This window comes from Erythrobacter sp. (assembly GCF_024305245.1).
In the GTDB taxonomy this organism is placed as follows: Bacteria; Pseudomonadota; Alphaproteobacteria; order Sphingomonadales; family Sphingomonadaceae; genus Erythrobacter.
This window is the reverse complement of the sequence record NZ_JAMWYX010000002.1, coordinates 1-19,220: the sequence shown is the minus strand read 5'-3', so window position 1 is coordinate 19,220 and position 19,220 is coordinate 1. Positions and strand designations below refer to the sequence as shown.

The 19,220-nt window shown below is 64.1% G+C and carries 17 protein-coding genes; 5 read left to right on the top strand and 12 right to left on the bottom strand.

The annotated features are described in order from the left end of the window. Positions 1-4: 4 nt before the first annotated feature. On the bottom strand, positions 5-853 hold the full coding sequence (locus Q0L48_RS03125) for an ABC transporter ATP-binding protein (RefSeq protein ID WP_296717155.1): 849 nt from the start codon (positions 851-853) through the stop codon (positions 5-7). 3 nt (positions 854-856) lie between these two features. Continuing rightward, positions 857-1,981, bottom strand: coding sequence for an MlaE family lipid ABC transporter permease subunit (locus Q0L48_RS03120; protein ID WP_296717153.1), 1,125 nt, complete (start codon positions 1,979-1,981; stop codon positions 857-859). A gap of 110 nt (positions 1,982-2,091) precedes the next feature. Between Q0L48_RS03120 and Q0L48_RS03115 the strand changes: the two genes are divergently transcribed. Further along, positions 2,092-4,836 (top strand): valine--tRNA ligase, encoded by a 2,745-nt coding sequence (locus Q0L48_RS03115; protein WP_296717151.1) that lies wholly within the window; start codon positions 2,092-2,094, stop codon positions 4,834-4,836. Between the two features lie 9 nt (positions 4,837-4,845). Here Q0L48_RS03115 and Q0L48_RS03110 read toward each other — a convergent pair whose 3' ends face one another. After that, positions 4,846-6,417 (bottom strand): amino acid permease, encoded by a 1,572-nt coding sequence (locus tag Q0L48_RS03110; RefSeq protein ID WP_296717148.1) that lies wholly within the window; start codon positions 6,415-6,417, stop codon positions 4,846-4,848. A 238-nt stretch (positions 6,418-6,655) separates the two neighbouring features. On the opposite strand from Q0L48_RS03110, the gene Q0L48_RS03105 reads away from it, so the two are divergent. Further along, positions 6,656-7,321: a hypothetical protein gene (locus tag Q0L48_RS03105; protein ID WP_296717147.1), complete on the top strand. Its 666-nt coding sequence runs from the start codon at positions 6,656-6,658 to the stop codon at positions 7,319-7,321. A gap of 201 nt (positions 7,322-7,522) precedes the next feature. Continuing rightward, a complete protein-coding gene (locus tag Q0L48_RS03100) occupies positions 7,523-8,257 on the top strand; it encodes a 7-carboxy-7-deazaguanine synthase QueE (protein ID WP_296717145.1) in 735 nt (244 codons plus the stop codon). 97 nt (positions 8,258-8,354) lie between these two features. Here Q0L48_RS03100 and Q0L48_RS03095 read toward each other — a convergent pair whose 3' ends face one another. The 8 genes from Q0L48_RS03095 to Q0L48_RS03060 all read right to left on the bottom strand — a co-directional run bounded on the left by Q0L48_RS03095 (position 8,355) and on the right by Q0L48_RS03060 (position 16,198). After that, entirely contained in the window at positions 8,355-10,049 is a 1,695-nt protein-coding gene (locus tag Q0L48_RS03095) for a DUF87 domain-containing protein (RefSeq protein WP_296717142.1), read from the bottom strand. Positions 10,050-10,133: 84 nt separating this feature from the next. Then, positions 10,134-10,892 carry a TIGR02186 family protein gene (locus Q0L48_RS03090; RefSeq protein WP_296717139.1) on the bottom strand — a complete coding sequence of 253 codons (759 nt, stop codon included), beginning with the start codon at positions 10,890-10,892 and terminating at the stop codon, positions 10,134-10,136. Next, positions 10,889-11,806 carry a sulfite exporter TauE/SafE family protein gene (locus tag Q0L48_RS03085; RefSeq protein ID WP_296717137.1) on the bottom strand — a complete coding sequence of 306 codons (918 nt, stop codon included), beginning with the start codon at positions 11,804-11,806 and terminating at the stop codon, positions 10,889-10,891. Before Q0L48_RS03085 ends, Q0L48_RS03090 begins: the two co-directional genes overlap by 4 nt. 95 nt (positions 11,807-11,901) lie before the next feature. Continuing rightward, on the bottom strand, positions 11,902-13,041 hold the full coding sequence (locus Q0L48_RS03080) for a hypothetical protein (protein WP_296717136.1): 1,140 nt from the start codon (positions 13,039-13,041) through the stop codon (positions 11,902-11,904). Then, a complete protein-coding gene (locus Q0L48_RS03075) occupies positions 13,038-13,835 on the bottom strand; it encodes a glycosyltransferase family 2 protein (protein ID WP_296717894.1) in 798 nt (265 codons plus the stop codon). Before Q0L48_RS03075 ends, Q0L48_RS03080 begins: the two co-directional genes overlap by 4 nt. A 140-nt stretch (positions 13,836-13,975) precedes the next feature. Then, the gene (locus tag Q0L48_RS03070) at positions 13,976-14,647 is read right to left on the bottom strand and encodes a PEPxxWA-CTERM sorting domain-containing protein (RefSeq protein WP_296717134.1); all 672 of its coding nucleotides are present in this window, start codon (positions 14,645-14,647) and stop codon (positions 13,976-13,978) included. 193 nt (positions 14,648-14,840) lie between these two features. Then, positions 14,841-15,629 carry a glycosyltransferase gene (locus Q0L48_RS03065; RefSeq protein ID WP_296717133.1) on the bottom strand — a complete coding sequence of 263 codons (789 nt, stop codon included), beginning with the start codon at positions 15,627-15,629 and terminating at the stop codon, positions 14,841-14,843. A 131-nt stretch (positions 15,630-15,760) separates the two neighbouring features. Next, positions 15,761-16,198, bottom strand: a complete 438-nt coding sequence (locus Q0L48_RS03060) for a VOC family protein (RefSeq protein WP_296717131.1) — start codon at positions 16,196-16,198, stop codon at positions 15,761-15,763. Between the two features lie 204 nt (positions 16,199-16,402). On the opposite strand from Q0L48_RS03060, the gene Q0L48_RS03055 reads away from it, so the two are divergent. After that, positions 16,403-17,155, top strand: coding sequence for an SIMPL domain-containing protein (locus Q0L48_RS03055; RefSeq protein ID WP_296717129.1), 753 nt, complete (start codon positions 16,403-16,405; stop codon positions 17,153-17,155). Positions 17,156-17,206: 51 nt separating this feature from the next. Here Q0L48_RS03055 and Q0L48_RS03050 read toward each other — a convergent pair whose 3' ends face one another. After that, positions 17,207-18,211 (bottom strand): TorF family putative porin, encoded by a 1,005-nt coding sequence (locus Q0L48_RS03050; protein ID WP_296717892.1) that lies wholly within the window; start codon positions 18,209-18,211, stop codon positions 17,207-17,209. A gap of 333 nt (positions 18,212-18,544) precedes the next feature. Here Q0L48_RS03050 and Q0L48_RS03045 point away from each other — a divergent pair. Then, a partial coding sequence (locus Q0L48_RS03045) for a metallophosphoesterase family protein (protein WP_296717127.1) occupies positions 18,545-19,220 on the top strand: 676 nt, incomplete at its 3' end.

Here is a 19,220-nt window from a genome sequence, read left to right as displayed (position 1 = left end):
CATTCTATCCACCTTTCCCTGCGCTTGCCCCGGTCGTTTGTGCCGTGCCCGACTGCGCCTGATTGCGGTCGTGCGAGGCCTGCGCAGCGCGTCCGCGCGGGCCGTTGAAATATTCCTCGATCCACGGATGGCCGGTGGCGATCAGTTCGGGAATGGTGCCGACAGCGATGATCTTCTTGTCGGCAATCACCGCCACCCGGTCGCAGATTTCGTACAGCGTATCAAGATCATGGGTTATCAGAAACACCGTCAGACCCAGTGTTTCCTTCAGTTCGCGTGTCAGCCGGTCGAACTTGGCCGCGCCGATCGGATCGAGCCCGGCGGTGGGCTCATCGAGGAACAGCAGTTCGGGATCGAGCGACAGGGCGCGGGCAAGCCCGGCGCGCTTCTTCATCCCGCCCGAAAGTTCGGACGGGAATTTCGCCACCGCGCTCTCCGGCAGGCCGGACAGGATCACCTTGTAGCGCGCGATCTCGGCCCGCAGCCTTGCATCGAGGTCGGGATAGAACTTCTTGAGCGGCACCTCGACATTCTCGCCCACTGTCAGGGTGGAAAACAGCGCCCCGCCCTGGAACAGCACGCCCCAGCGGCTGCGCACGCCGTATATGTTGTCGGGATCGCTGTCCCTGATGGTCTCGCCCAGCACTTCGATGCGGCCCTCGCTCGGCCGCTGAAGCCCGATGATGGAGCGCATCAGCACCGATTTGCCGCTGCCCGAACCGCCGACCACGCCGAGGATTTCGCCGCGCCTGACCGTGAGGTCGAGCCCTTCGTGAACGCTGAAATCGCCGAACCGGTTGGCCAGCCCCTCGACCACGATTGCAGGCTCAGGGGCGTCGTGATCATCCGCCATCGCTTACCCCCACCCGATTTCGGTGAAGAACACCGCGAAAAACGCATCAATCACGATGACCGCGAAAATCGCCGAGACCACCGCCATGGTGGTGCGCCGCCCCACCTCTTCCGAATTGCCGCGCACCTGCAGCCCGTTATAGCATCCGGCCAGCGCGACGATCAGGCCGAATACCGGCGCCTTGATCAGGCCGACCCACAGATCATATTCGGGCACCACATCGTGAATGCGCTCCAGAAACGTCCAGAACGGGATGCCGAGCGTGAGGTCGCCCACCACCGCCCCGCCGACAATCGCCATGACCGAGGCGTAGAAGCCCAGCAGCACCATCATGAAGGTCGCCGCGAGGATGCGCGGGATCACCAGCACTTCGATCGGCGAAATGCCGATGGTGCGCATCGCGTCGATCTCCTCGGTCAGCTTCATCGTGCCGAGCTGCGCGGCAAACGCACTGCCGGAACGGCCCGCCACCATAATCGCGGTCATCAGCACGCCCAGTTCGCGCAAAGTGATGCGCCCGACAAGGTTCACGGTCAGCGATTCCGCACCGAACTGCTGCAGCTGGACCGAGCCTTGCTGCGCGATGACGATACCGATCAGAAAGCTCATCAGCCCGATGATCGGTAGCGCGGTGACGCCGACCAGCTCCATCTGGTGCACCAGCGCGCGCCCGGGAAAACGCGAAGGATGGCGGATAAGGCTCGCCCCGCCGATCAGGATCTGCCCGAAGAAGCCGACCACGCCGTAAAGGCCCGAGCGTGCGGCAAAGACCTTCTCGCCCAACTCCACCGGGACGCGCTTGAACACCGGCAGGCGCGGCGCGCGAATACCGCTGCCGGCGTCGATCCCGCGCACTGCGCCAAGCAGGCGTTCGGCGGCTTCGCTAGCGCCGGTGATCTCGGCGTCATGTTCGCGCGCCAACCGACACACCACCCACGCGCCGACCGTGTCCATCTCGTCCACCTGCGCGAGATCGATGACGGCAATCGGGCCGGTGACGCCGCGCAGCGCGCGTTCGAACGGCGCGATGGCGGCTAGCGTCAGCGTGCCGGAAAGCACCAGCCGAGGGCCTTGCGCCTCGCCGTGCTGGCTGCCGTCTTCCAGCGAGTATTGCGCCGCATTCTCCATCGGAATCAGGCTATGGGGAGATTTTCCGCCCCCTGCAAGGCTCTCGCGTCGAGCCGCCGCTACCTCCATCATTGCATCGCAACATAGGTGCTGGCATGGCGCGAGACATTATGACCGACACGACGAACCAGCCTCTGGCTACCACCTTCGACCCCGCCGAAATCGAAGCGCGCTGGTATGCGCATTGGGAGGCCAATGGCTGCTTCCGGCCCGAGCGTCCGGATGCCAAGGCCTTCACCATCGTGAACCCGCCGCCGAACGTGACCGGCAGCCTGCATATCGGCCATGCGCTCGACAACACCTTGCAGGATGTGGTGGTGCGCTACGAACGCCTGCGCGGCAAGGACGCGCTGTGGGTGGTCGGCACCGATCACGCGGGCATCGCGACGCAGATGGTGGTCGAACGCCAGCTTGAGGCGCAGCAGGACAAGCGCACCAACTATTCCCGCGACGATTTCGTCGCCAAGGTCTGGGAATGGAAGGCCGAATCCGGCGGCACCATCACCCACCAGCTGCGCCGTCTGGGCTGTTCGATGGACTGGAGCCGCGAACAGTTCACGATGGACCCGCACTTCACCAAGGCGGTGATCAAGACCTTCGTTGATCTCTACAACGACGGCCTCATCTACCGCGACAAGCGGCTGGTGAACTGGGACCCGAAGCTCAAGACCGCGATTTCCGATTTGGAGGTCGAGACGCAGACGATTGCGGGCAGTTTCTGGCACCTGCGCTATCCGCTGGCCGACGGCGCGACGCTGCCCGATGGCCGCGACTATCTCGAAGTCGCCACCACTCGCCCCGAAACGATGCTGGCAGATATGGCCGTGGCGGTGAACCCGGCGGACGAACGCTATGCCAGCATCGTCGGCAAGCACGTGATCCTGCCACTGACGGGCCGCCGCATTCCGGTAATTGCTGACGAGCACGCCGATCCCGAGCTTGGCTCCGGCTGCGTCAAGATCACGCCGGGGCACGATTTCAACGATTTCGAAGTGGGCAAGCGCGCCGGATTTGCGGCGGGCGAAATGCTCAACATGCTCGATGCCGAGGCCAACGTCTGCCAGACGGCGGACGGGCTGGTGCCGGAGGAATTCCTCGGCCTGCACCGCTTCAAGCGTGATGGCGTCGACGGCGCGCGCGAGTTGGTCGTCAAGCGGATGAAGGAACAGGGCTTCCTGATTCCACACATCACGAAGAACAAAGAGGGTGAGGCTGTCGAACACGACGCCGAACCCCGCCAGATCGCCACCCCCTTCGGCGACCGCGGCGGCGTGGTGATCGAGCCGTGGCTGACCGACCAGTGGTATGTGAACGCTGCGGAACTGGCGAAGAAGCCGATCGAAGCGGTGAAGTCCGGTGAAATCGGGATCGTGCCCAAGACGTGGGAGAAGACCTTCTTCAACTGGATGGAGAACATCCAGCCTTGGTGCGTGTCGCGCCAGCTTTGGTGGGGGCACCGGATTCCGGCTTGGTTTGGCGATGACGGGTGCGTGTTCGTGGCCGAAACTGCCGAAGCGGCGCAGGCGCTCGCTGGCGAGGGCGTTGCCCTGACGCAGGACGAGGACGTCCTCGACACGTGGTTCTCATCCGCGCTGTGGCCCTTTGCCACGCTCGGCTGGCCGGAGAGCGATAACCCGCTGGTCCAGAAACACTTCCCCAACAGCCTGCTCATTTCCGGCTTCGACATCCTGTTCTTCTGGGATGCCCGCATGATGATGATGGGCTATTACAACATGGGGCAAAAGCCGTGGGATACGCTCTATCTCCACGGCCTCGTCCGCGCGGCCGACGGCGCGAAGATGTCGAAGTCCAAAGGCAATGTGGTCGATCCGCTCGGCCTGATCGACCAGTACGGCGCGGACGCGCTGCGGTTCTTCATGGCGGCGATGGAAAGCCAGGGCCGCGACATCAAGATGGATGAAAAGCGGGTCGAGGGGTATCGCAACTTCGCCACCAAGCTATGGAACGCGGCGCGGTTCTGCCAGTCGAACGGCATCGGTGCCTCGGCCAGTGTGAAAGCGCCGACTGCGCGGCTTGCGGCCAACCAGTGGATCATCGGCGAGGTTGCGGCCTGCGTGACCGAGATCGAGCGCGCGATGGCCGACCTGCGCTTCGATGCGGCGGCGAACGCGATCTACCAGTTCACGTGGAGCAAGTTCTGCGACTGGTATCTGGAACTGATCAAGCCGGTGTTTGCAGGGGACGCCAACAGCCCGCCCGCCGTGGAAACCCGTGCGGTCGCCGGTTGGGCGCTCGACCAGATCCTCGTGATGCTGCACCCCTTCATGCCCTTCATCACCGAAGAACTGTGGCACAAGCTGGGGACACGGCCTTACGAGCTGATCCTCGCCCAATGGCCCGCGCCGGAAGCGGAGGTTTCCAAGGAAGCGACCGACGCGATCGACTGGGTGATCGAACTGACCACCAACACCCGCAGCGCCAAGAACGAACTCGGCATTCCGCCCGGCGCCAAGCTTGCGGCGTACCTTGCTGCGCCCTCGGACGTGGCGACCCGCACCATCGAACGCAGCAGCGCCGCAATCGAACGCCTCGCCCGCCTGACCCCCGTCACCATCGGCGACGCGCCCGCAGGCCCGGCGATGCAGGTGATCGCAGGGAGCGACGTGTTCGTGATCCCGCTTGAAGGGATCATCGACATTGCCGCCGAAAAGGCGCGGCTGGAAAAGGCGCTGGCGGCTTCGGAAAAGGAAGCCAAATCGCTGGGCGGACGCCTGTCGAACCCCGCCTTCGCCGAAAAGGCCAAGCCCGAAGCGGTCGAGAAAGCCCGCGCCGATCTCGCCCATCATCAGGGCGAGGTCGAGCGGCTTACGGCGGCGCTGGCGCGGCTGGGATAGGCGAAGCGCTCAGCTGCGGGGCGGATCGATCGGGACGAGCGCCTCGTCGCCCTCGATATCATCGACCACCTCGACGATACCCTGCCCCAGATGGCTGCGGCGACGGCCGTAAGCGAAGTAGATCAGGATGCCGGCGGCCGTCCACGCCGGCAGCACGATCATCGCATCGCTCGGCAGGTTGAGGAACAGGAAAACGCATCCGGCAACCGTGGCCGGAGCGACGAACCACAGCCCCTGAACCCGGAACGGACGCTTCACGTCAGGCCGCTTCTTGCGAAGGACCATCACAGCGACAGCCACCATGGCGAAGGCATACAGCGTTCCGGCATTGGCGATGTCCGCCAGCTTGCCGACCGGCAGAAACGCCGCGGCGAAGGCCACCACGCTGCCGGTGATGATCGTCACGACGTGCGGCGTGTGCCACTTCGGGTGCACCCGGCTAAGGACTTCGGGGAGCAGCCCGTCGCGGCTCATAACGAAGAAGATGCGGGTCTGCGCGAACAGCAGCACCAGAATGACCGAAGGCAGGGCGATGAAGGCCGCATACCCCAGCGCGTTGCCCACGCCGGACCAGCCGATCTGGCGCAGCACATGGGCGAGCGCTTCGTCCGAACACACCAGCGCGGCGGCATGTTGCGGCAGCAAGCACTGACGGGCGAGTTCCTCGGAACCTGCGGGGAAGGGAATTTCCCCCGGCCCCATGATCGGTTGCCCGCCAATCGTCCCGATCGCACCTGCGGCGACCGCGATGTAGAACAAGGTGCAGAACAAGAGCGAGCCGACCAGCCCGATCGGCACGTTGCGTTGCGGGTCCTTGGTCTCCTCCGCCGCGGTCGAAACGGCGTCGAAACCGACATAGGCGAAGAAGATCGTCGCCGCCGCCCCGATCGCGCCGACCCCGCTTCCCCAGCCGCCGAACACGCCTGCGGGAAGGAAGGGATTGAACCGCTCGACCTCGACCTCAGGCAGCGTCAGCGCGATGAAGACCGTAAGCGCCGTGACCTTGATCGCCACCAGCACTGCGTTGACCTTCGCGCTCTCGCTCGTCCCGATCACCAGCAGCAAGGTGACAAGCAGGGCGATGGCGAGCGCGGGCAGGTTGATGACCCCGCCCTCCACGCCGCCGAGCACAAGCGGCCCTCCGGATAGCCATGCCGGCAGTTGAACACCGAAAGTCTCGTTCAGGATCGTGCCGGTAAAATACCCCGACCAGCCGACCGAAACCGCACTGGCCGCGATAGCGTATTCGAGCACCAGCGCCCAGCCGACCGTCCACGCCAGAAACTCGCCCATGGTCGCGTAGGTGTAGGTATAAGCCGATCCCGAGACCGGAATGGTCGAGGCGATCTCTGCATAACACAGTGCTGCGACGATGCAGATCAACCCGGCGACGCCGAACGCCAGCATCAGGCCCGGCCCCGCCTTCTGAGCGCCGGCAGAGGTAAGCACGAAGATGCCTGTGCCGATGATGCAGCCGATCCCGAACAGCATCAATTGCAGCCCACTCATGGTGCGCTTCAGGGACTTGTTGCGAGCCGCGGCCAAGATGGCATCCAGCGGCTTCACCCGGTCAAAAATCATGTTGGGATATATTCCGTGACCCGAAACGGCCGATCCCCGTCCTGCCGGTCGATGCACGCAATATCCCGCGCATGACATTTCGGAAACAGGAAAATGACACCGCTCTGCTTTATCGCGTCCAGACCGCCTGCCGCTGTCCATGAAGCCGTGTTTTTGCGCGCTCATCGCGTGTTCATTTGTCGCTGCGAAGAATGGCGGTTCTCATGCAACCGGCTCCCGAATTGAACAGAGATCGCGTGTGCTGCGCGCAGCATTGACCTTGCTTGCGGTGTCGTGGGCGTCCGGACTTGCGGCGCAGGCGGCAGAGGCTGGCGGCGACGCGGACCGCGCACATCGCCTCGCCAGCGTTGGAGAGGCGGACGCGGCACTGAAAGCGGTGCGCGCATCGCTGCCGGAGTGCGAGACCGGGTGTATCACGCCGGGCGAGGCGACGGTGATGGCACTGGCCGCTGGCGAAGGCGGGACACAGCCGGGCCGGTTCCTGCTCGATATACGCGGCGGCGGCCAAAGCATCCATGGCGAGTTGGAAGAACTGTTCTTCGTCAATTCCCGGCAGGATTACGCCACGCCCGGCACGCTCACCATCGCCTTCGAACCCGATGCGCTGCGTGCGCTTTTGCAACGGGCGCGGGTTTGCGGGGCTGCCGAGGTGGTTGACGGGCGGATCGACGTGAAGGGCTGCCGTTCCGGCGGGGTGTCCGATCTCAACATGTTCACGATGATGCAGCGGCTCGGCGGTCGGCGGATCGTTGTGGATGGCGACGTGCGCCTGCAATGGATCGATTCCCACATCGGATCGCCCCGCCCCGTCGCCAACAAGCGCGGCGAATATGAAATCGGATATTATCAGGTCTGGGTCCGCGTGGCCGAGGCTGACCAGGTGATCTTCATCTACGAAGATTGATACGCGGCGGGCGGCGCGGAAATTTCCCACCGGCAGAATTCGTGGCATAGGCAGAGACATGATCGCTGCGCCCGACAATGTTTTTGCACCCAAGCCCCGTGTGCGTCCATCTGCGCGGATTGCATGGGTGGGTCTGCTTGCACGTCATTCCATCGCGCAAACCAGAGCCGATCTGATGTCTGCCCTGGAGGCTCGTGCGGCATGAACCTCACCCTCGCCACCGACGATACCGGCGGACCGGAGATCTTCGCCAGCCTGCAAGGCGAAGGACCGAGCATGGGCATGCCGGTCGCGTTCGTGCGGCTGTCACGCTGCAACCTTGCCTGCGTGTGGTGCGACACGGCCTATACGTGGCATTTCGAGGGCGACAACCGGCCCCACCGGGACGGCACCACTTTCGAGCGCAAGGCCAATCAGGTCACGCTCTCGCCCGCTGAAACCGCGACACGGATTGCCACGCTGGGCCAGAACCGCCTCGTCATCACCGGGGGCGAGCCATTGTTGCAGGCGGGCGGGCTGGCGGAAATGCTCGAACACCTGCCGGATATCAGCGTGGAGATCGAAACCAATGGCACCGTCGCCCCTCCGCCGAGGCTCGATATCCGCGTCGATCAGTACAATGTCAGCCCCAAGCTGGCGCATAGCGGCAACCCGGCGGAACTGGCGCTGATCCCTGAACGCCTGGACGCATGGGCTGCCGACCCGCGCGCCTATCTCAAATTCGTGATCGCCGCGCCGGAGGACGTGGCCGAAGTGCTGGAACTGCAACGCCGCTACCGGTTCCGGCCCGGTCAGGTGTTCCTGATGGCCGAAGGCACCGACAGCACGATCCAGCGCGCACGGCAGGAATGGCTGAGCGGCCTTTGCCTGGAACACGGTTTCCGCATGAGCGACCGGCTGCATATCCACTTATACGGAGATACCAGAGGCACGTGAAAGGCCCACCCCTAACCCCTCCCGCAAGCGGGAGGGGATTTGAAGCGCTGATACTCCCCTCCCGCTTGCGGGAGGGGCTGGGGGTGAGACTGCTTCTTTACCCCTGCGACCGCCAGCGCATCACCACGCGCTGCACCAGTTCTTCCTCGCCGCCGTCCTTGCTCCACAGCTCGGCGAAGCTGGGATCTTCCGAGGCCGGGCGCTTGTGTTCCTCGAGGTTGTCGAACGTCACGCGGATCGGAATCGCCACGCCTTCGCCGCAGATGATGCATTCGCGGTTGCGCAGCGCCGGAATCGAATCGAGGAAACCGCGCGCGCCTTCGGGCATGGCGGCTTTCACGAACGCCTGATCGCGATCATTGTTGAGGCGCATCGAGATGATCGTGCCGCACTGCGACAGCACGCCTTCGGCCAGATCGGATGGGCGCTGGGTAATCAGGCCAAGGCTGATGCCGTATTTACGCCCTTCCTTGGCGATCCGGCTGAGGATCTTGCCGACCGATGATCCATCGGCGTTCTTTTCGTTGGGTACGTAACGGTGGGCTTCTTCGCATACCAGCAACACCGGACGGGTCTTCTCGTCGCGGCCCCAGATGGCAAAGTCGAACACCAGCCGGGCAAGCACCGCCACCACCGTCGAGGTGATGTCGGAAGGCACGCCTGAAACGTCGATGATCGAAATCGGTTTGCCGTTACCGGGCATCCGGAACACCTTGCCGATGAAGTCGGCCATGGTGTCGCCCACCAGCATGCCCGAGAACATGAACTGGTAACGCGGATCGGCCTTGATCTCGTCAAGCTTGCCCTTGATCCGCATGAACGGCGCGGACGAGGTCGCCTTGTCGAGCTTGCCCATTTCGTCCTGAATGATGTTGCCGAGGTCGGACAACAGATAGGGGATCGGCGAATCCACGGTGATCTTGCCCATCGTCTGCGCCAGCCGGCTTTTGGAGCGCGCGGCGAGCAGGCACTTGGCCAGAATATCGGCATCGACCTGACGTTCATTGCCGCTGGACGACAGCAGGACTTCGCAATGCTCCTCGAAGTTCATCAGCCAGTAGGGCATCTGCAGGTTGGAAACGTCGAGGATCTGCCCGGTCTGCCGGAACGCGGCGGAATATTCGCCGTGCGGGTCGATCATCACGATGTGGCCCTTGGGCGCAGCCTCGCAGATGCGGTGCAGGATCAGGGCGGCACTGGTCGATTTGCCGGTGCCGGTCGAACCGAGCAGGGCGAAATGCTTGCCCAGCATCGCGTCGATATAGAGCCCGGCGCGGATGTCGCGGGTGGGGAACACCTTGCCGACGGTGATGCTGGCGCGCCCGTCACTGGCGTAGATCTGTTCGAGATCGCGGGTGGTGGCCGGATAGCACATCTCGCCCGGCACGGGATAGCGCGTGACCCCGCGCTTGAACCCGTTGATGCGCCCGGTCAGCTTCTCCTCGCCGCCTTCGCCCAGAAAGTCGATATGAGCGATGATCCCGCCATCGGAGCGGCGGTCCTTGCGCTGGTCGCGGACGTTGGCGAGCAGCCATGCGTCGCCGACGCGGATCTTGATCTGGCTGCCAACCTGTCCGGCCAGTGCCACAGAAGGATCGGAATCCTTCATGCATTCGTTGATGCGCTGCAAGTCGAAGGCGATCTGCGAACCGGAGCCGGAAATTTCCAGCACCACGCCGATCGGAAGGCGCGAATTATCGACCGGCGCGCCGCTCGATACCGGGCCGTCATCCTCCGCCACTGGCGCAGGGCCGGTTACGCCTTCGAAATCATGCCTGCCGTGATCGGCCATGCCTGCCCTTTCCTGCACCAACTGCAACAACTGGCGGCACAGATACGGGCACTGCAGTTAATATCGGGTCAACATTGGCGCCGCTCAGCCGCGCGCGAACAGCCTTCCGGCAAGCCATCCCATGACCAGCGACAGGGCGATCGCGCCCAGCCCGTACAGGAACGACCAGCGCTGCGCGGAAGCGACCACCTGACCTTCCAGCCCGACCTTTTCGACTTCGATCCGCGCGGTCGCACTCGCCAGCACTCGCCCGCGCGCAATGGCGAAGGTTTCGGCGGTGTAGCGCCCGGTGACGACATTCGACGGCAGCTCGATCCGCGCCTGATACAGCACCCCTTCGCTGATCCGCACGCCTTGCGGGTCTTCCTGATACAGCCCCTGCTTTTCGCGCAATGCGACCAGCCCGCTGGCGAACCGCTGCTGTTCTTCCGGGTCGATCTGACCGGAGGGCGATAGCTGGATGAAATCCGTCCCCAGTTCGTAAATCGCCGCGGTACGCTCATCCACGATCTCGCCGATGGGGCGTGAGGAGGCTACGGCGAAGAACGAAGGGACGGATCGGAAATCGCTCTCGCCGGCGTTCATCCAGATGCCTGCAAGCCGTTCCTTCTCGCGGATGCGCACCGGCGCGGCCGGCCCTTTGAGCACCACCACGATGTCGTATTCCTCGGCAGTGCCCGGCGGAGCGATGACCGCGCCGTAAAGCAGCAGGTTGGCGCCGGTGAAGCCCTGACGCACCTCGATCCGCGACTGGCTGACCTCTGGCACCAGAATCGGCTCGGCCTGCGCGGTGAGCAACGGTGCGGCCAGCAGCAGCAAAAGCGCGGCGCGTGCGCGCCTCACAACGGTGCCACCGTGTAGATCTCGTCGGGCTGCACCCCCAGCCCGTAGAGCATCCTCAGCGCGATCACCAGAACCAGCGCGGCAAGCGCGAGGCGCAGGTATTCGGGCCGGGCCTTCAACGCGATCTGCGTGCCGAACTGCGCGCCCAGGACCGATCCCAGCAGCAGCAACGCGGCCAGCACGATATCGACCGCCTTGGTGGTCAGCGCATGGGTCATGGTGGTGACCATCGTCACGAACAGGATCTGGTAAAGCGAGGTGCCGACCACGACATTGCCGCTCATCCCGAGGATATACAGCATCGCCGGGACCAGCAGGAACCCGCCGCCCACCCCCATCAACATGGTCAGAATGCCAACCAGCATCCCGAGGATCAGCGGCGCCAGCGGCGAGATATACAGGCCCGAGGCATAGAACCGCCAGCGATAGGGCAGGCTCGCCACCAGCGGATGGTGGCGCCGCTTGCGCGCTGGCGCACTGCCTTTGCCCGGGCTCGACGGGCGCAGCGTGGTAATCGCCTCGCGCAGCATCAGCGACCCGATCGAACCGAGCATCAGCACGTAGAGGATGTTGATCACCACATCGATCTGGCCGAGCGACTGCAGCACACGGAACAGCACCGCGCCGATCAGCGCGCCGACCACGCCGCCGCCGACCATCACCGTGCCCATCCGGTAATCGACGCCTTTGCGCCGCGAATGGGCGAGCACGCCCGAAACGCTGGCACCTGTCACCTGTGTCGCGGCCGAAGCTGCGGCGACCGTGGGGGGAATGCCGTAGAAAATCAGCAGCGGCGTGGTCAGAAACCCGCCGCCGACGCCGAACAGCCCGGACAGAATGCCCGTCAGCCCGCCCAGCAGCACGATGAAGAGGCCGTTGACCGAGAGATTCGCAATGGGCAGGTAAACGTCCATGCCCGTGCGATTAGCCGAGGCTGGCCGTGGATAAAAGCCGCGCTGACAGGGCATCCCCGTCGATTGTCGGCACTGCGTTGCCGATTAGTCGCCGATCAGAACCGGGTCGACAGGGTGACGGCCACGCCGGAGCCCGGTCCGGCATCGCCCTCCACCCGCTCACGCCAATCGAGCGAGAGGCGCGCCGGCACCTCGCCCATGGTCATGTCGAGCCGCATCGTCGGGCCGAGATCGACCCGGTGGGCACCTTGCTGCGCCCCGCCCCACGCCCCAGCTCCCACGCTGAGCCGCACCGCGTTATCGGAGGCGCTTGCCATGGCTTCGATCTCGCGCGTCACGCTCGCCTGACCGTCGGCAAAGAAGGTGTCTTCCACCCCGCCGACCCAGCCGGCCTGCGCATAGGCCTCCAGCCGGGTGCCGAGCGGTAGCGCGACCGGCGCGAACTCGGTGACGGCGAAGGCGGAAGGGCGCAGTTCGTTGCGGAACGCGCCATCAGTCACCCGCACCTCGCCGAATGCCCGCACCGGCACGCGCGGCAGCGGGCGGGCCGAAGCGCCCAGCGCCAGCTCGCTCTCCCCGCGCCGCACCAAAGCGCGATAGGCGCGCGCATGGAGCCGCGGATCACGGGCGTTTGCCGGGGCCAGCCGGTATTGCAGCACTGCCCCAACCTGGCTCGCGCCATAGATCGGCACCCGCCCCTGCGAAATCGGCGCGGCATTCGAACCCTGCCGCCAAAATCCCCACGCATCGATCGACCAGCGCCCTGCGCGCATTGCGCCGGTTGGCGGCGCAGCAGGCGGAAGAAATGGCGGATTATCGCTGCCCGTCACACTCGCAAAGGCCCGCAGCCGCGGTGCCGGTGCCAGGGCCGGTGACAGTGGGTTTCGCAACCCGGCTTGCCGCAGCAATTGGTGGCCAGCGGCAAGGCGCGGATCCATGCCCACCGACAACCCGCTGCCGAGCAACATGAAAGCGCCGCCCGAACGTTCGCGGCGAAGGCGAGCAGCCGAGGCTGGAATGGTTGCCGCAATGTCGGTCTGTCCGGCGGGCAGGGACGCCTGACGCGCGGCGGACGGCGCGGCTTCGGCAAATGGCAATCCGGGCAGCAATGCCGCACTGGCCGGAAACGGGCTTTCCCATAGCGCGGCGCGGCCACCGATCCATGCGGCCAGCAGCAGCCCCATCATCACCAGTGGCGCGCCCCGCGCCGGAACCGCTCGCCGTGCAGGCTTCACTGCGCGCGCGCGCCGCTCGTCAGGCTCAAGCGCAGCGGATGGACGTGGTGCTCGGTCTTGTCCCACGCCGCCGCGCGCCCGCCCAGTGTGCGGGCGTAGGCGAACACGGCCCGCCGCCCGGCGATGATTGCCACGACATTGGCCAGCGGTAGGCGCAGCACCGCGCGAACGGCTTCGCCCGGCCCGTATTCGCGCGCGGCAAAGGCAAACCGCATCGCCGCGCGCCAGCCGAAGGCGGCGAGGTTGGCGACCAGCAAAAATGTCAGCAAGGGGCTGATCGGCACCGGCTCGCCCACACCGGCCAAAATGGCGAGCCCGCCGAGCATCGTCAGCACCACCAGCACATAGCCGGTCAGCAGAACCAGCGCCGCCAGTGGACCGCGCCGGTCACGCGCGCGCATCCAGCCTTCGAGCACGCCGCCGCTCCAGCCGATGCGGTCCCAGCCCTGCAAGGCGATCCCCAATACCCAGCGGCTTTTCTGGCGCACGACATGATCGATCCGATTGGGGAACAGCGCCCGCGTCGCCACCAGCCGCCCGTCATCCCCGCGCACCCGCACAAACCGGCAAACACCGCCCTGCGCGGCGATGCCGAGCCCGAGTTCGTAATCCTCTGTCAGCGATTCGCTGGCGAAGGGCTGCATGTCGGCCCGTCCCCGTGCGAGGCGATCGAGCGCGCCGCGCGCCGCCGCGCAGCCCACGCCCGCCCCCGGCAATCCTGCGCCCAGCCAGTCGCGCACCACCATCGCCTTGCCATGAGCCTCGGCGTGCTGTTCATTATCGCAGCTGCTGATGTCGGCTTTCAGGAAACCGATAAGCTGCGTTCAGTAGGTGAAGATGGGTGGAAACCAGACGCACCCTCAGGCAGCAGATCAGGCAGCAAGGCGCCGCCAATCTTTCGACCGGCGGCGCTCTCAGTACGTTTCTAGTACTACTAGGCGTAGGAGACGGTAAGCTTCTGCTTGCGTTTGACGGAGCGCATCGCGCCGCCGACGAATCCAAATCCAAGGAGCATCATCGCCCATGTGGTAGGTTCTGGAACCGAAGCCTGAAATTGCGAAACACTGGCCGATGCAGCGCTCCACCGCATTCGCGTCTGATCGTAAGTCTTCGACAAATCACCGGTGGCCCAGCTGTTAACCGTTCCGATGTATTGGATCCCGGCGAATGTGATGCTCGGAGGAAGGGCGCCGAAATCACTGCTCCGCATAAACTGGCCCAAATGTATCGAGCCATTACTATCGGTTTTCGATGCAGAGAAGAGCACCGACCCATCTGCCCCCAGCAGATTCATGGTGCCAGTCATGTTGATGGTGTCGGACTCAGCTGTACGAAACCAAGGAAAGATAGACATCATACCAGTTAATGTGAGCTGCTGATTACCAGCGAAATCTATATTCCAATTAACCGTGTCACCCGATTGTACAGTAAACGCATCGAAGCTGCTCCATCCCGACGTATCGTCGTTCCGGTTCGGACCGACAGGGACGGCCTCTAGATTATAGCTCTGAGCAATATCTATCGTGGTTGCAGCCACCGCAGGCCCCGCACCTACAAACATTAGGGAGAGCAGGCACGTTTGACTGATTTTTTTAAGTAGCTTCATTGATCCACCCCACCCATGCGCTCGCTAGTGATCCCGACCTTACACGCCACCTGAGACATGACGCTCTTGGTAAGTCCCCTGGGGAGTTAGTTGACCATTAGTCAATGCTAAAAGCAGTGATGTCTCAAAATGAGGCATTTTTTTAAAAGTCGAGAGCTAGATATCCGACTAGTTCCGCTACATATCACGCAGTTCACAGCGCATTCCAGCGAAAATTTTGAAAAGAGGCTGTCAGCCGAACGGCAGGTTTTGGTGCCAGATCGTCGAAAGCGGACCCGCCCGCTGCGAGCAATTTGATCGGCTCGGATGCAGATCGCTGCGCGTCGGCGAATTCCTCGCAGTAATGGCTGCCCAGATGGTTCGCCAGCCATGTTCCGTGGCGCTGCACCAGCGGTTCGACCGGAAGCTGCACGAAGTCGGCGCCGCCAGCGATGCCCTCGTCAAGCAGGGCCAGTGCAGCCGGATCGACCATGTCTTCGGCATCGTGGAACACCATCATCGCGAACCGTCGGCCTGATCGCGCCTCGTCCGTTGCAAGGGCGGTGTATAACCGGTTGAGGCAATCGGCCTTTGTGCTCGGCCCGTCGCGGTCGTGGATCACCAGACGCAAACGTCCATCGCCCGCAGCGGCCGCGACCGCTGCGGCAAGCGTCGCGGGATCGTTGCGATAGCAGCCGACATAGACCCGCAGATCGCGCTGCGGCCAGCTGGCCAGCAGGTGCGCGATGGTATCGCCGATCACGGCGGCTTCCTGCCATGCGGGGATCAGCACCGCTGCAGGCGCATGCAAAGGCCGCTGACGGAGCGCGTCGCGCGGCCGCTGCCCGGTCACCGCCTTGCCGCTGAACCTGAGCCACAGCCAAATCCCATCGACCACCAGATCATCGGCGGCACCGATCAGGAAAAAGATCCCGGCGAACAGCAATAACTCGTGCTGCAGCAGCGCAAATAGCTGCCACAACCCAAGGTCTCCGATGGACAAGGCGACCCCCTTTCCCCGCGTAAGTCAACAGACTATCGCGCCGGTGCACAGCTGGCAACCAGTGTGCACTTTCGAAGTGTATTTTGACAGTTAAGGCGCGTTTACTTCGATGGGGGCGTGAGCTTGCGTGCTTACCAGCTGCCGGTGTTCTCCATGCTCGCCCATGGCTCGGCCGGCTCGAGATGGCCTTCCTGCAGCAACTCCACGGAGATCCCGTCGGGCGACTTGACGAAGGCCATGTGCCCGTCGCGCGGGGGGCGGTGGATGGTGTGGCCTGCTTCCTTCAGACGCTGGCAGGTCTCGTAGATGTTATCGACACGGTAGGCGAGGTGCCCGAAATTACGCCCTCCGGCATATTGCTCGCCCGCAGTGCCGTCCTCCGCTGGCCAGTTATAGGTCAGTTCGACTTCGGCCACGCCTTCCTGCCCCGGCGCGGCGAGGAAGATCAGCGTGAACCGCCCTGCTTCGACATCGAAGCGCCGGACCTCTTCCAAACCGATCAGCTTGAAGAATGCGACCGTCGCGTCGGGATCGGTGACGCGGATCATCGAGTGGAGAAATTTTGTCATAAAGCTACTCTCAAATCTGACACAAAGACCGGTCGCGAAGCGACCGCAAGGCCGACCGGCCGCCCGCAGCGATGCGACCTTCGGGTCGCATGAGCGAGGATATCGCACGCCGGAGGGCGGGCGGAAACAAGAACCTCATTCAAAAACGGTTCATCGACGTTAATGCACAGCTCGTCGCATCGACACCAGTAGGGGAAACATGCGATGAGCAGCGATGAAGTGCAACCGGTGAATGGGCCGACCCGTGCCTGGCGCGAGCCTGCCACGCTGCGCTGGTTCGGGACGGCGGCCATTCTTGCCATCGGCCTGACCGCTGGCGGATACCTGCTCGGCAACGGCTTGCTGCGCGCCAAAGATGCCGAACGCGCGGTCACGGTGCGCGGCCTTGCCGAACGCGATGTCACAGCCGATCTTGCCACCTGGACGATTGCCTATTCCGCCAGTTCCAGCAGTCTTGCCGAAGCGCAGGACAAGGTGCGCCGCGACACGCAGGCGATCGAGGGCTTCTTCAAGGATCTGGGCTTCCCCGGCGAAGCGCTTCAGCCGACCGGCGCCAATGTCGCGAGCTATACCAACGAAGGCGTCACCACCTACACCGTGCGCCAGCGGCTTGCGCTGCGCAGCGAGGACATCGCCCGCGCGCAAAAGGCGGTCGCGCGGCAGTTCGATCTGGTCGGGCGCGGCGTGTTTCTGGAGGAAGGCTCGGGGATGAGCTACACCTTTACCGGCCTCAACGACATCAAGCCCGACATGGTAGCCGAGGCGACCAAGGACGCGCGCGCTTCGGCGCAGCAGTTCGCCGAGGATTCAGGATCGGGCGTCGGCAAGATCCGCGATGCGACGCAAGGCTATTTCACTATCGAGGCGCGCGACGGCGAGGCCGGGGGATGGGGAATGGCAGACAGCCCCTACAAGAAGGTGCGGGTGGTCACCACCGTCAGCTTTTCGCTCGATTGAAAGATGCAAGGATGGGGCGCGGCGGTGTGCCAGCCGCGCCCCTCCCGTTGATCAGAACGAAGCAGTGACCGAGAACACGATCGTCGCATCGGCGATCTCACCGCCTGCCAGAGTCGCAAAGTTCGGCAGGAGATAGGCACCGTCACCGGCGGAAATGTCGGTATCGATGTAGGAGGCCGACAAGGTCAGCCCCTCGATCGGCGCGACATCGACGCCCAGCGACCAATCGAAATAGGTGCCGGTGGGCGCGATGCTGGTACCGTTCGGGCCAAGGCCGGAATTGCCGTCCGAATAGCCGAGGTGCGCCTTGAGGCTGACCGGCGAATCGCCGACAGCATAGACCGCGTCACCCGACAGGTAGAGGTTGTCTTCCTTGTCGCCCGGATTGTCGGGCAGTCCGGCGGCTGCGGCCGCGCCGGTCAGGAACACCTTGCCCAGCGCTTCCTGCTTGGGCGCATAGGCGATGCCCGCAGTCAGCGAGAGCGGCCCGACATCGCCCGACAATCGGGCATACAGCTCGGCGAAATCGGTGGTGTCGGCCCCGCTCGGATACATGAACCAAACGACCCCGGTATCCAGCGTGCCGGCTCCCACCGGGAAGGCATAACCCGCGATGAGATCGAGTTCCATGTTGGTGCCGCCGAAGGTACCCCATCCGGCGAGGTTCGAACCCCAGGTGCCGACATAGAACCCGCTTTCGTGGGAAATGGTGATCCCGCCCTGCACGGCCATGCCTTCATCGGTCTGCGAGACGCCGCGGAACCGGTAATCGGAGGTCAGCGTCGCGCTGCCCGAAATGGTGATGGCGGACGCTGCCCCATCGTCTGCGGCGCGACTGGCGGTTGCCGGGACCGGAGCGATTGCCCGCGTGCCGGAGAGCGGCGAGAGAACCGGCGAAGCGGGCGATGCAGAGGGTTCCAGCGCGAACGCATCGTCCGATGCGTCCTCGGCCTGCTCATGCTCCGACGCAGCGACACCCGACTGCTGGGCAAACGCCATGGGCGCGGAACAAAGACAATATGCGAGAGTGGCGGCGGAGAGGCCGCGGAGTGCGATTTTGGACATGACAGCTTCCTGTTGTGTTGTTTTGCTGTCCCGCCTGCGAATCCGATCGTCGTTTCTTTGTTGCGAACGACACCCGTCGGATTGCAATCTTCATACCTATGTAGTTGCATTGGCGCAAGATGGTTCCTTCACCTTGCGCCCGCGCGGCCTTTGGCGCACAATTGTCTCCCTCCGGCGCAATATCCGGTCGGCCGGTTGCGGACCGGCGGTGCCGGAGCTAAACGCCGCCATCTTGCGGCAGGCAGGCTGGCCCGCGCCGGCCACCATCCTGTCGCCTCCACACACAGGGCCACCACCAACCCGATGTTCGACCGGCTGCGCGAAATGTTCCGTCCTCGTCAGGCACCGCGCCTTCCCGCGGTGCCTGCTGGCACGCGCTATTACGTCATCGGCGATATTCACGGGCGAATCGATCTCTACCGCGCGATGATCGATGCAATCGAACAGGACGACAGCAAGGGCGAACCGGCCGACACCCGCGTCGTGCTGCTCGGCGATCTGGTCGACCGTGGGCCCGATAGCGCCGGGGTGATATCGCGCACCCGCGCCTGGCAGCAGAGCCGAAAGGTGCGGGTGCTGGCGGGCAATCATGAGCAAATGTTCCTCGCCGCCTTCGAAAAGCCCGAGGCCTTGCGCCATTTCCTCAAGCATGGCGGGCGCGAGACGGTGCTGAGCTACGGCCTGTCGAAAAAACAATATGCCGCGCTCTCGCTGGAAGAAATCTTCGAACGACTGCCCGCGCTCGTCCCCGAATCCGAACGCGAGTATATTGCAGGCTTCGAGACGATGATCCGCGCGGGCGATTACGTCTTCGTCCATGCCGGGATCGATCCCGACGTCCCGCTAGGCGACCAGAAGCGCAGCGATCTTTTGTGGATCCGGGAGCGTTTTCTCAATCACGAAGGCCCGCTCGAGAAGGTGGTGGTGCATGGCCACACGATCTTCGACCGGGTGATGGATTGCGGTAATCGCATAGGAATTGATACTGGCGCTTTCCGAT

What these genes read in the sequence shown, in the direction of transcription:
- Q0L48_RS03125 (WP_296717155.1), bottom strand. Translation starts at nt 853, where the DNA reads ATGGCGGATGATCACGACGCCCCTGAGCCTGCAATCGTGGTCGAGGGG.
- Q0L48_RS03120 (WP_296717153.1), bottom strand. Translation starts at nt 1,981, where the DNA reads ATGGAGAATGCGGCGCAATACTCGCTGGAAGACGGCAGCCAGCACGGC.
- Q0L48_RS03115 (WP_296717151.1), top strand. Translation starts at nt 2,092, where the DNA reads ATGACCGACACGACGAACCAGCCTCTGGCTACCACCTTCGACCCCGCC.
- Q0L48_RS03110 (WP_296717148.1), bottom strand. Translation starts at nt 6,417, where the DNA reads ATGATTTTTGACCGGGTGAAGCCGCTGGATGCCATCTTGGCCGCGGCT.
- Q0L48_RS03100 (WP_296717145.1), top strand. Translation starts at nt 7,523, where the DNA reads ATGAACCTCACCCTCGCCACCGACGATACCGGCGGACCGGAGATCTTC.
- Q0L48_RS03095 (WP_296717142.1), bottom strand. Translation starts at nt 10,049, where the DNA reads ATGGCCGATCACGGCAGGCATGATTTCGAAGGCGTAACCGGCCCTGCG.
- Q0L48_RS03085 (WP_296717137.1), bottom strand. Translation starts at nt 11,806, where the DNA reads ATGGACGTTTACCTGCCCATTGCGAATCTCTCGGTCAACGGCCTCTTC.
- Q0L48_RS03070 (WP_296717134.1), bottom strand. Translation starts at nt 14,647, where the DNA reads ATGAAGCTACTTAAAAAAATCAGTCAAACGTGCCTGCTCTCCCTAATG.
- Q0L48_RS03060 (WP_296717131.1), bottom strand. Translation starts at nt 16,198, where the DNA reads ATGACAAAATTTCTCCACTCGATGATCCGCGTCACCGATCCCGACGCG.
- Q0L48_RS03055 (WP_296717129.1), top strand. Translation starts at nt 16,403, where the DNA reads ATGAGCAGCGATGAAGTGCAACCGGTGAATGGGCCGACCCGTGCCTGG.